The 12,895-nt window shown below is 47.6% G+C and carries 9 protein-coding genes; all 9 read right to left on the bottom strand.

Going from position 1 to position 12,895, the window contains the following annotated elements:
• Positions 1 to 177: 177 nt before the first annotated feature.
• Positions 178 to 444, bottom strand: a complete 267-nt coding sequence (locus HMPREF9444_RS07110; RefSeq protein ID WP_009143728.1) for a hypothetical protein — start codon at positions 442 to 444, stop codon at positions 178 to 180.
• Entirely contained in the window at positions 441 to 794 is a 354-nt protein-coding gene (locus HMPREF9444_RS07105) for a DsrE family protein (protein WP_009143727.1), read from the bottom strand. The genes HMPREF9444_RS07110 and HMPREF9444_RS07105 overlap by 4 nt, the downstream gene beginning before the upstream one ends.
• Positions 794 to 1,177: a RidA family protein gene (locus HMPREF9444_RS07100; protein WP_009143726.1), complete on the bottom strand. Its 384-nt coding sequence runs from the start codon at positions 1,175 to 1,177 to the stop codon at positions 794 to 796. Before HMPREF9444_RS07100 ends, HMPREF9444_RS07105 begins: the two co-directional genes overlap by 1 nt.
• Positions 1,178 to 1,243: 66 nt before the next feature.
• Complete coding sequence (gene rpoC / locus HMPREF9444_RS07095; RefSeq protein ID WP_009143725.1) at positions 1,244 to 5,701, bottom strand: DNA-directed RNA polymerase subunit beta'; 4,458 nt, start codon at positions 5,699 to 5,701, stop codon at positions 1,244 to 1,246.
• Positions 5,702 to 5,758: 57 nt separating this feature from the next.
• Positions 5,759 to 10,231, bottom strand: a complete 4,473-nt coding sequence (gene rpoB, locus HMPREF9444_RS07090; RefSeq protein ID WP_009143724.1) for a DNA-directed RNA polymerase subunit beta — start codon at positions 10,229 to 10,231, stop codon at positions 5,759 to 5,761.
• A gap of 167 nt (positions 10,232 to 10,398) precedes the next feature.
• A complete protein-coding gene (rplL, locus tag HMPREF9444_RS07085) occupies positions 10,399 to 10,767 on the bottom strand; it encodes a 50S ribosomal protein L7/L12 (protein ID WP_009143723.1) in 369 nt (122 codons plus the stop codon).
• A gap of 57 nt (positions 10,768 to 10,824) precedes the next feature.
• On the bottom strand, positions 10,825 to 11,352 hold the full coding sequence (gene rplJ / locus HMPREF9444_RS07080; RefSeq protein ID WP_040909384.1) for a 50S ribosomal protein L10: 528 nt from the start codon (positions 11,350 to 11,352) through the stop codon (positions 10,825 to 10,827).
• A gap of 205 nt (positions 11,353 to 11,557) precedes the next feature.
• Positions 11,558 to 12,271 (bottom strand): 50S ribosomal protein L1, encoded by a 714-nt coding sequence (rplA, locus tag HMPREF9444_RS07075; RefSeq protein WP_009143721.1) that lies wholly within the window; start codon positions 12,269 to 12,271, stop codon positions 11,558 to 11,560.
• Positions 12,272 to 12,274: 3 nt separating this feature from the next.
• Complete coding sequence (gene rplK / locus HMPREF9444_RS07070) at positions 12,275 to 12,703, bottom strand: 50S ribosomal protein L11 (protein WP_009143720.1); 429 nt, start codon at positions 12,701 to 12,703, stop codon at positions 12,275 to 12,277.
• Between the last annotated feature and the right edge of the window lie 192 nt (positions 12,704 to 12,895).

Raw genomic sequence — 12,895 nt, 5'->3', positions numbered from 1 at the left:
ACCAAGTGCTTTAAGAGTAACAGCTTTATTTCTGGGGATGCGGACAAAATCCTGGACTAAAACCGTGAGTAAAGCATCATGTTTTCACACTCAGAGCGATTAAAGGCAGTAAAGTTTTATATCAAATCCGGATACAGATTAAGATACACAGGCGCTGACTTTTTTTGATAAAATTTTTTAGTAAACAATCTGCTTTATACGCTTATCGGAGCAAGTAACCTGATTTTCTTCATAAAGCGGCTCAATTTCATAAAGCTCAAGCTGTTTTAACTTTTTTAAAACAATGTCATCCGGCGAGGTGCTTTTCACATAGTCCAAAAATGCTCCAGTTAAGATCACCTCCGTCTCAACTTCCAGATCTGCTGCAGTAAGAGCCACTTCGAGACCGTCTTCAAAAAACGGCGAATTTAAAGGTGATGAAGATAAAACTATTCTTAATTTCAAAATTCCTTTACCTCATCACAATCATTTAATTTCATAACAAGCTCAATGTTTCCTGAGAGCAGGTACCCGGTCTTTAAAACACTTGCGTTAAATCCGCAGGTTTTAAATGCTCTGCCGCACACAAGCAGCGGAAACTCGTGTTCTTTGGCAAGTGATATATAGGAACTCTGCGTCTTTCCGCCTACCGAACCGTCTTCATATAAAGATGAAGCGCATTGCGCACCTTCATTGATAAAAAAAATCCCCTGTACTTTATGCCCTGCAGCCAAGCTCTCTTTTATCTTTTCAAGAGCTGTTTCATGAACCGCACTGCATGCCGGGGATTTACTGACAATATAAAAAAGACGCATTAGCCTACGTATACCACTACTTCTATTTCACACAATGCGCCCTTGGGTAAATCAACTCCGCCAATGCAGGAACGAGCCGGTGCATCCTCATCCATATATTTGGCGTAAACTTCATTGAACGCTGCAAAGTCCTCAATATTCTTTAAATAGCAGGTTGCTTTGACGATATTATCCATGGTGGTTCCGGCAGCACCGACCAAAGCGGCAACATTCTGCATGGCCTGCTCAGCCTGCGCGGTAATATCTCCTTGAACCATTTCACCCGTTGCAGGATCTAAAGGGATCTGCCCGGAGGCAAACAAAAAGCCGTTTACAATCTTACCCTGAACATACGGACCAATTGCCTTGGGGGCTTTTTCAGTATTTAAAACTCTAGTAGACATTTTTATCTCCTTATATTGCAAAAAACCCGGCCATAAAGCCGGGCTTATTTATAACTTAAGCATTGTTTACTTATTACCGCCTAAGTTCATACCGGCATCGACAGCCTCCAAAGCCGCACCGAGCTGCTTCTGAACTTCTTCAGTTGAAACAGTAGGCTGGGCTTCTGCTGCTGCCTTAGCTTTAGCGATTTCTTCGCGACGCTTCTGATGGTACTTAAAGCCGGTACCTGCAGGAATGAGGCGTCCGACAATTACATTTTCCTTCAAGCCGCGAAGCTCGTCAACCTTACCGGCAACTGAAGCTTCAGTGAGCACGCGAGTGGTTTCCTGGAATGAAGCCGCGGAAATAAAGGACTCGGTAGACAAGGAAGCCTTGGTAAGACCCATCAGGATATGACGGTACTTAACTTCTTTCTTGCCTTGAGCACGTAATCTCTCATTAACAAGCTCGACATGAGAAACCTCAGCCTGCTCATCCTTGAGGAATTCGGTGCTGTCACCCGGATCCAGAACTTCGCACTTACGCAGCATCTGACGAACGATAACTTCGATATGCTTATCGTTAATCTTTACGCCCTGCAAGCGATAAACGTCCTGAACTTCATTGACGATATAGTTGGCAACAGCGTTAACGCCGCGCAAACGCAAAATATCGTGCGGAGACTCAGGGCCTTCTGCGATCATTTCACCCTTCTGAACCTTTTCACCTTCAAACACGTTGAGGTTGCGGGACAGAGAAATCATTTCCTCATGCTCAGGGATCAGATTGCCGTTTTCATCAACAGCCCCCTCTTCCGGAGTAATGATGAGACGGCGCTTGCTCTTGGTTTCCTTACCGAAGGAAACGGTACCTGAAATCTCTGCCAAGATAGCAGGCTCTTTAGGAGCACGGGCTTCAAACAAGTCGGCAACACGCGGCAAACCGCCGGTAATATCTTTAGTACCGCTGGCCTGCTGAGGAATACGGGCAATAATATCACCGATATTTACCTCTGCACCGTCTAGCATCTGCACGATGGCTTTTGCCTGGAGCATGTACTGAGCGGCAACGGTGGTTCCCGGGATCAGAACGTCACGACCGTTATCATCGACAATCTTAACGGCAGGGCGCTTTTCCTTACCCTGGGAAGGACGAGCGGCGATTTCGCGGACCTCAATTGAGGAAATACCCAATGCCTCATCTTCCTTCTTATCAACGGTAACGCCTTCGATGATATCTATGTATTTAATGCGGCCGTGTACTTCGGAAATAATCGGATGAGTATGCGGATCCCAACGTGCTACGGTGGTTCCGGTCTTAACAACATCTCCGTCTTTTACTTCAAGAACGGCACCATAAGGGATCTTATGGCTTTCTTTAGAAGCGCCGAACTCATCCATAACAAGGAGTTCTGACTGACGTGATGTAACAACTTCCTTACCTTCAGTATTTACAACGGTCTTAGCATTCAAAATACGAATAGTACCGCTGTTGCGTACGGTTGCTCCGCTTTCTGCTACGGCACGAGATGCCGCACCACCGATGTGGAAGGTACGCATGGTAAGCTGGGTACCCGGCTCACCGATGGACTGAGCGGCGATAACACCGACTGCCTCACCGGCATTGACCAAGTGTCCGCGAGCCAAATCACGGCCGTAGCACTTGGCACAAACGCCGAACTTGGTCTTACAGGTAATAGGCGAACGAACCTTAACCTTATCTACCTTGGCATCCTCAAGAATGGTGCAGAACTTCTCATCAAGTAAGGTTCCGGCAGGAAGCAGCACTTCATTGCTGCCCGGACGCAATACGTCAGCTGCCAAAGTACGGCCTAAAACTCTGTCACGCAATGTCTCGATGACGTCGCCGCCTGATACGTGCGGAGTAATATCAAGACCGTCATCAGTACCGCAGTCTTCTTCAGTAATAACCAAGTCCTGAGCGACATCGACCAAACGACGGGTCAAGTAACCGGAGTTTGCAGTCTTCAATGCGGTATCGGCAAGACCCTTACGAGCACCGTGGGTTGAAATAAAGTACTGCTGTACGTTCAAACCTTCACGGAAGTTTGCGGTAATCGGGGTTTCAATAATGGAGCCGTCCGGAGTTGCCATCAAGCCGCGCATACCGGCAAGCTGACGGATCTGAGCAGGTGAACCACGAGCACCGGAGTCAGCCATCATATAGATGCTGTTAAATGAAGCTTCCTTCTCTTCCTGACCTAAAATATTGGTTCCGGTCTCAACGGAGAGGTTGCTCATCATGGCCTTCATAACCTTGTCATTGGCATTTGACCAAACGTCAATAACCTTGTTATAGCGTTCACCCGGAGTGATCTGACCGTTTTCATACTGAGCCTGAATCGACATGACTTCCTTCTGAGCTGCAGCAATAATGGTCTGCTTCTCCTTAGGAATGAGCATATCGTCAACGCAGACGGAAGATCCTGAAATAGCAGCGTTACGGAAGCCGGTATACATGATGTGGTCGGCAAACATAACGGTGTCTTTAAGACCGAGCAAGCGATAGCAGCTGTTTAACAAAGCGGCAATCTTCTTCTTGCCAAGAGGTACGTTGGAAACCTTGGTAAACCAGTCTTTTTGCGTCAGAATTTCCTTGACGGTATCTTCGTTTACGCCTTCAGCCGGCGGATCAATAAGGTCATAGGACAAACCGCGAGGCAGAATCAATGACAAAATGGCACGGCCTACGGTGGTAAGACGCAGCTCGTTTTTCTCAACGATTTCCTTAGTGTCGGGGTTCTTGACGCTGTAGCGGATACGGCATGCGATACGAGCCTGCATTTCGGCAAGACCGCTCTTATATACGCGCTCGGCTTCAGTTGCGTCCGACAAAATCATACCTTCGCCCTTGGCGCCGACCTTCATACGGGTCATGTAGTAAAGACCCAAAACAACGTCCTGTGCCGGAACGATAATAGGATCGCCTGATGCCGGGGACAAGATGTTGTTGGTTGACATCATCAAGGCACGAGCTTCAAGCTGAGCCTCAAGGGTAAGAGGAATATGTACGGCCATCTGGTCACCGTCGAAGTCGGCGTTAAATGCCGGACATACGAGCGGGTGCAGACGAATTGCCTTACCTTCAATCAAGATAGGCTCAAATGCCTGAATACCCAAACGGTGCAAGGTAGGAGCACGGTTTAACATAACCGGATGCTCACGAATAACCTCATCAAGAACGTCCCAAACGACGGCGTCTTCACGCTCTACCATCTTCTTTGCAGCTTTAATGGTAGTGGCAAGACCGCGCATCTCCAAACGACCGTAGATAAACGGCTTAAAGAGCTCAAGAGCCATCTTCTTGGGCAAACCGCACTGATGCAGACGCAAATTAGGTCCGCAGGTAATTACGGAACGACCCGAGTAGTCAACGCGCTTACCGAGAAGGTTCTGACGGAAGCGACCCTGCTTACCTTTAATCATGTCAGCTAAAGACTTGAGCGGACGCTTGTTGGATCCGGTAATGGCGCGGCCGCGACGACCGTTGTCCATGAGGGCATCCACTGATTCCTGAAGCATGCGCTTTTCGTTGCGGACAATGATTTCAGGGGCAGCCAAGTCCAAAAGTCTCTTCAAACGATTGTTACGATTAATTACACGACGGTACAAATCGTTCAAATCAGAAGTAGCGAAACGGCCGCCGTCAAGCGGAACCAACGGACGCAAATCAGGAGGCAGTACCGGCAAAACGGTAAGAATCATCCACTCCGGTTTGTTTCCGGAATTAACAAAAGACTCAAGAAGCTTCAAGCGCTTGGTAAATTTCTTGCGATTGCTTTCTGAGGTGGTTGAATCTAAAGCCTCGCGCAGCTGTCTGATCTCAAGCGGGAGATCCATATGCTGGAGGATCTCCAAAATAGCCTCGGCACCCATTTTAGCGGTGAAATCATCACCGTATTTCTCGAGTGCATCAACATACTGCTCTTCGCTCAAAAGCTGACGGGTTTCAAGCTCGGTCATACCGGGATCGGTTACGACATAGCTTTCAAAATACAATACGCTTTCAATATCGCGCAGCTTCATATCCAGAACCAAGCCGATGCGGGAAGGCAAAGACTTCAAATACCAGATATGGGCAACCGGAGAGGCAAGTTCGATATGACCCATTCTCTCACGGCGAACTTTAGCCTGAGTAACTTCAACGCCGCACTTATCGCAAATAGTGCCGCGGTGCTTTAAGCGCTTATATTTACCGCACAAGCACTCATAATCCTTAATCGGTCCGAAAATCTTGGCACAAAACAGACCGTCGCGTTCAGGCTTAAAAGTACGATAGTTAATGGTTTCGGGCTTTTTGACTTCACCGTATGACCATGCACGGATCATCTCGGGAGAAGCCAAACCGATTTTAATCGCATCAAAGTCTTCAAGACGCTGCTTGAAAGCATTGCTGCGATTGGCAAGTTTGCCAAGGCTGTCGCTTAACCCTAAATCTAAAGACAAATCATCAGAGGTATCACGAGCTTGGTTGTTGAATCCCTCAAAGAGGGCTTCATCCTGACCGTTTTCCTGTATGCTCACAACAGTTTCTCCTGCGTAGTGGCTGGACCGGGAGAGCGGACCCTCCCGGATGGATACTTAGTCCTTGCGAACAAGGTCAATATTGATGCCTAACGAACGAATTTCGCGCAGCAATACGTTAAAGGATTCAGGGATGCCTGCATCCATACGGTAAGAGCCGTCAACGATATTCTTATACATCTTGGTTCTGCCGTTAACGTCGTCAGATTTAACGGTTAACATTTCGCGCAAGGTGTAAGCGGCGCCGTAAGCTTCAAGAGCCCACACTTCCATTTCACCGAAGCGCTGACCGCCGAACTGTGCCTTACCGCCTAAAGGCTGCTGGGTTACCAAGCTGTAAGAACCGGTAGAACGAGCATGCATCTTATCGTCAACCAAGTGATTGAGCTTAAGCATGTACATGTAACCTACGGTTACTTTACGTTCAAACGGCAAACCGGTAGTTCCGTCATAAAGAGTCATCTGTCCGGACTCAGGGAGGCCGGCAAGCTTTAACAGCTCTTTAATGCTTTCTTCGGTTGCACCGTCAAACACCGGAGTTGCAACGGTCAAACCGTCTCTTAAGTTATTGGCCAAAGTCATGACTTCTGCGTCAGACATGGAATCAATATCGACTTTCTGTGAGGTATTGCCTAAGTCATAAATCTGCTGCAGAACTTTACGGATTTCAGCGATAGCTTTCTGCTCGATAAGCATCTTGTTGATCATATCGCCGATACCCTTTGCAGCCAGACCCAAATGAACCTCAAGAACCTGACCGATATTCATACGTGAAGGAACGCCCAGAGGGTTCAACACGATATCAACAGGTTTTCCGTTCTCATCAAACGGCATATCCTCAATCGGGCAAATCTTGGAGATAACACCCTTGTTTCCGTGACGACCTGCCATCTTATCGCCCGGCTGAATGCGGCGCTTAACGGCGAGGTAGACTTTCACAATCTTGAGGACCCCCGGAGTAAGATCATCACCTTCGGTGATCTTCTTACGGGCAGTTTCAAATTTTTCCTGATACTCTTTCTTATAGTCAGTAAGACGGACCGCAAACTCCTCAAGCTGACGCTGAGCGGTATCATCATCAAGACGCTGAGCTAAAACTTCGGTATCTGAAAGTTTCTCAACATCTTTTTCCTTCATTCCGTTCTTAATCAGGTGAGCGCGAACCTGGCGTAAGAGACCGGCGCTTAAGAATGCAAACTCCTCATCCAAATCCTTCTTGGCTTTAGCAATATGCATCTCTTCAATTTCTTTGGCGCGCTTATCTTTCTCCACACCGTCACGGGTAAAGATCTGGACGTCTACGACAGTACCTGAAACACCGTTAGGAACGCGTAATGATGAGTCTTTAACCTCGGAAGCTTTCTCACCGAAAATAGCACGCAGCAGCTTTTCTTCAGGAGTAAGCTGAGTTTCGCCCTTAGGAGTTACTTTACCGACCAAGATATCTCCACCGACGACTTCAGCACCGACATAAACGATACCGGCCTCATCAAGCTTAGATAATGCGGCCTCACCGACATTCGGGATATCGGCGGTAATTTCTTCAGGTCCGAGCTTGGTGTCACGAGCCACACAGGATAACTCCTGAATATGAATCGTAGTAAGACGATCTTTTGCCGCAACGCGCTCTGATACCAAGATAGAGTCTTCGTAGTTATAACCGTTCCACGGCATGAAGGCTACGCGCAGATTCTGGCCCAAAGCAAGTTCGCCCAAGTCGGTTGAAGAACCGTCGGCAAGAACGTCGCCTGCCACGACCTTCTCGTGCAAAGACACGCAAGGACGCTGGTTAATGCAGGTGTTCTGGTTGGAACGGGTATACTTAATTAAATTGTAGATATCAATGCCGGCATCATGGCTGCCCTCAATCTCGTCAGGGTTGACGCGAATGACGATGCGGGCACCGTCGACATTATCAACGACACCGCCGCGGCGGGCAATAATAGAAACGCCGGAGTCAACCGCCACCGCACGCTCCATGCCGGTTCCGACAAAAGGCTTCTCGGAACGAACGGTAGGAACGGCCTGACGCTGCATGTTCGCACCCATCAAGGCACGGTTAGCGTCATCATGCTCAAGGAACGGAATCAAGGCGGCAGCAACTGAAATAACCTGCTGCGGGGAAACGTCCATAAACTGAACATCAGAAGATCTTCTAACGGTTGATTCGCCCTTGTAACGGCACTGTACATAGTCATCAATAATATGACCGTTTTCATCAAGATCGGTATTAGCCTGAGCGATGACGTACTGACCTTCGTCAATTGCTGACAGATATTCAAAATCTTCAGAGACCTGTCCGTCTTTTACACGACGGTAAGGAGTCTCAAGGAATCCGTAGTCATTGCAGCGGGCAAAAACAGCCAAGGAGTTAATAAGACCGATGTTCGGACCTTCCGGAGTCTCAATCGGGCACAAACGGCCGTAATGAGTCGGATGAACGTCTCGAACTTCAAAGCCGGCACGCTCACGGGTCAAACCGCCAGGTCCCAAAGCGGAAATACGGCGCTTATGAGTGACCTCGGACAACGGGTTGTTCTGATCCATGAACTGGGACAATTGGCTTGAACCGAAGAACTCTTTAATTGCTGCGCTGATAGGCTTGGCGTTAATAAGTTCCTGCGGAGTGGTATTGTCAAGATCGCCTAAAGACAAACGCTCTTTAACGGCGCGCTCGACACGAACCAAACCGATGCGGAATTGGTTTTCGGCCATTTCACCTACAGAACGGATACGACGATTGCCCAAATGGTCGATATCATCGATATTTTCTTTACCGTTTCTAATCTTAACCAAATAACGCATTACCTTAATAATGTCGTTATTAGATAAAGTACCGCGCTCTTCTTCAGGCTGATTAGGCTCTAAATGCAAGGCTTTGCCGCGATTGTCGGTAACCTTTGCTTCAAGATCCTTAACGTTTACATTAAGGTTGAGCTCGGATAACGGGAAAATTACGGCACGCTCAAAAGAGATAACCTCATCACCTACGTTAATCTTTACTTTATGCAGATAACGGGTAGCGGCAGGAGCCATCGGATCTTTATCGGCTTTGATTAACAAAGTGTCAAGGAAGTCAAGAAGCTTATCGGCACACTTTTCCGGAACGGTATTTGGCATGCACTCGACTTCACCCTGATCAAGGTGAGCCTTGACAATGTCGACAACCTTAGGGAAAGAAGCATAGACATAACCGTTAGCCACGACGATGTCGGAATCTTTGGTATTTACGGATACGGACTCATCGGCAAAAGCACGTTCGATACCGAGTTTAAAATACTTGGTTTCGACAAAACGGGAATTGAACTTCATGCGGCCGACGGAGGACAAATCATAACGTTCTTCAGCAAAGAAGAGGTTATGGAACAAAGTCTCGGCGGCTTCTGCAGTAGGAGGCTCACCCGGACGCATCATCTTGTAAATTTCATATAAAGCGGCAAGACGATCGGCCTCAGGTGAAGTTAAATCACGGCTGGTATCGTTTCTTAAAGTCTCGGCAATAAACGGACCTTCATCGACCTGGCTGGTGTAAAGAATAGAAATCTTCTTAATACCGTTGTCGCGAATATTATTAACGACGGTCTCGTTTAATACGGTATTGGCAGCAACGACCGGAGTTCCCTCTTTAGTTGCATAATCATGGGCTACGATCTTGTCGTAAAGATACTCTTGCGGAATCTCGATTGAAGTAACTTCGGCTTTCTTAAGTTCGCGAATATGGCGGGCAGTGATCTTCTTGCCCTTTTCAACTAAAACTTTCTTATTGAGCTTAATATCAAAAGAAGCCGTTTCACCGCGTAAGCGCTCAGGAACGAGCTCCATATTGATCTTGGTACCCTTGAACTCAATATCAACGGTATCAAAGAACAAATCAAGGATCTGCTCAGTGGTATAGCCTAAAGCGCGCAAAAGTATTGATGCCGGCAGTTTACGACGACGGTCAATACGTACGAACATGTTATCGCGATGATCAAATTCAAAATCAAGCCATGAGCCGCGATAAGGAATAATACGAGCGGAGAATAAAATACGACCCGGATGAGTTTTACCTTTATCATTGTCGAAAAATACACCGGGACTTCTGTGCAACTGAGAAACAACGACGCGTTCGGTACCGTTGATTACGAAAGTACCGTTGTCGGTCATGAGCGGAATTTCGCCCATGTATACATCCTGGTCAATACGCTCTTTTACAGTCTTAGGAGCATCTTTTTCATACCTGACCAGGCTGAGCTTAACCTTTAAAGGGGCGGAATAAGTAGTGCCGCGAATCATGCATTCACGGACATCAAATTTAGGCTCGCCCAAATGGAAACTGTTATAGCAAAGTTCAGCATTACCTGAATAACTGCGGATCGGGAAAACGCTCTTAAAAGCGGCGACCAGTCCGTTTTCGCTCTTAGGATCGGAGCTAATGAACTGTTTGAACGAATCCAGCTGAACTGCAAGCAAATACGGGGTGTCTAAAACCTTTACTCTCTTGCCAAAATCCTTGCGGATACGCTTTTGCTCAGTATACGAGTAGACCATGGATTGGGGGTCCTCAGGTTGATCTGTTTCGCGGTGAGAGATGCGATTGCATCATGCTCTTAATCAGGCACCGAACCCGAGTCCTCTTGCGGGGGCTCGGGTTGCAAATTTTTGATAGCTAAACTATCAACCGGCTTGGTGCAAAGCCGGCTATGTAAAGACTAGAATTAGTCTAAGGAAGCCTTAGCGCCGGCATCCTCTAAAGCCTTCTTCAAAGCTTCAGCTTCTTCCTTAGGAAGAGCTTCTTTGATCTTGGCAGGAGCAGACTCAACTAAGTCTTTAGCTTCCTTCAAGCCGAGGCCGGTAGCGGTACGAACAGCCTTAATAACGGCAATCTTGTTAGCACCGACTTCCTTCAAGGTTACGTCGAACTCGGTCTTCTCTTCAACGGCGGCAGCACCGGCAGCAGGACCGGCAACAACAGCAGCAGCTGCAGAAACACCAAACTTCTCTTCCATTGCTTTAACGAGCTCAACAACTTCCATAACGCTCATTGCAGCAATTGCATCAATGATTTCATCCTTAGATAAAGCCATTTTATTTTTCCTTTAAAATGTTATGTCAGGCCAAGCCTGATCGAAAAGTGACAAGGCTTATTCAGCCTGAGCCGGAGCGGCTTCGCCGCCTTCAGCCTGTAATTTATCGCCCAAAGCAGCAAGGGTGCGAACGAGCTTGCCAGCTGCAGCCTCCTTCATGGTAGCGAGCAACTTGGCGATGCCTTCCTCGTAGGTAGGCAAGCTTGCGAGCACGTCAATGTCTTTGCCGTCGTAGAATTTACCTTCAAAAGCTAAAGCTTTAACGGTGAAATTCTGATTGGTCTTTGCAAACTCTTTGAACAAACGAGCAGCTGCGCCCGGATGATCCATGGACAAACCGATAATGCTCGGGCCCTTGAATGCATCCTTGAGGCACTCAAACTCGGTGCCTTCTACGGCACGGCTAAGGAGAGTGTTGCGAACAACGTGTAAATAAACGTTGTTGGCACGGCAGTCCTTACGGAGTTTGGTCATCTGAGCTACTTGAATGCCGCAAGAATCGGCAACAACAGCTGACAATGCTTTTTTGGCTACTTCGCTGACACCGGCAACAACTGCCTTCTTGTCTTCGATATTCATTGCCATCTTAGCAGTGACTCCTGGAATGTTCTTACGAACGGTTTTTCCCATCTGGGAATTACTACCGGAATCAGTTCCAAAGGAAAATTCCTGTGGAGCTTGTTCCGCCTGCGCAGGTTATTAAGGATACTTCCTCCTGCGGTCTTTGGAGGGAGCTAGCTCCCGGCCAAATGTGGATTAATGCCCTTAACAATAAAGGGCATTAAAATTCTTATGCCTGAACGGAAGTATCGGCGTTCAGAGAAGATTTTTCTACGGTTACACCGCCGCCCATGGTGGTGGAAACGCAAACCTTCTTAATGTAGGTGCCCTTAGAAGAAGCAGGCTTTGCCTTGGTAATGGCACCTAACAAAGCATTGAGGTTATCGGTAAGCTGAGCAACGGTAAAGTTAACTTTGCCGATGGAAGCCTGAATAACACCGGTCTTGTCGTTACGATAACGAACCTGACCTGATTTGGCATTCTTAACAGCCTGAGCTACGTCGCGGGTAACAGTACCGACTTTAGGGTTCGGCATTAAACCGCGCGGACCTAAGATCTGACCTAACTGACCGACAACGCGCATTGCATCAGGAGAAGCGATGACGACGTCAAAGTCCATCATGCCCTTCTTGATTTCAGCGGCAAGCTCGTCCATACCGACGAGATCTGCACCTGCAGCCTTAGCGGCTTCAGCAGCAGCGCCCTGAGTAAATACGCAAACGCGTACGGTACGGCCATTGCCGTGAGGCAATACGGTAGCGCCGCGAACGTTCTGATCGGATTTGGTCGGATCGATGCCTAACTGGATGGCAACGTCAACGCTTTCTACGAATTTGGCTTTCGGGCACTTAATCAAAGTCTCAAAAGCTTCGGTAACCGGATATTCACGGGTTCTGTCGATGATGGAACGGATTTCCTTCATGCGCTTTGATAATTTAGCCATGTCTTAGTCCTCCACCTGAATGCCCATTGAACGAGCGGTACCGCCGATTGAACGAGCTGAAGCTTCTAAGTCAGCACCGGTCATATCGGGTTCTTTAGTCTTAGCAATCTCAAGCAGCTGAGCGTGGGTAATCTTACCTGCGCTTTCTTTGCCCGGCTTGTGAGAAGCGGTCTGGATGTTAAGAGCTTTCTTAATAAGGTAAGAAGCCGGAGGAGTCTTGGAAATAAAGGTGAAGGATTTATCCTGATATACAGTAATAACAACAGGAACCGGAGCACCTTTCTCAAGCTTTGCGGTATGAGCGTTAAAAGCTTTGCAGAACTCCATAATGTTAACGCCGTGCTGACCTAATGCAGGGCCAACCGGAGGAGCAGGATTAGCGCTGCCTGCGCCGACCTGTAATTTGATGTAGGCAGTAACTTTCTTTGCCATTTGAGGTTTTCCTCTAAAAGTGGGTGATACCGCGCATTATTGATGCGCTTCCCTTGCAAACAAATAGAAAATCTGCTTGCGTGAATTGCTTCTAAAAATGTAAGTTTTGGGAGTATACACAAAATATAAAAAGATTACAAGTATTTTTTATATTTCTCTATAGTGACAACGCATAATGATCCGGCTCACAAA

This window comes from Succinatimonas hippei YIT 12066 (assembly GCF_000188195.1).
Classification (GTDB): Bacteria; Pseudomonadota; Gammaproteobacteria; order Enterobacterales; family Succinivibrionaceae; genus Succinatimonas; species Succinatimonas hippei.
This window is presented reverse-complemented; position numbering and strand designations above follow the sequence as displayed.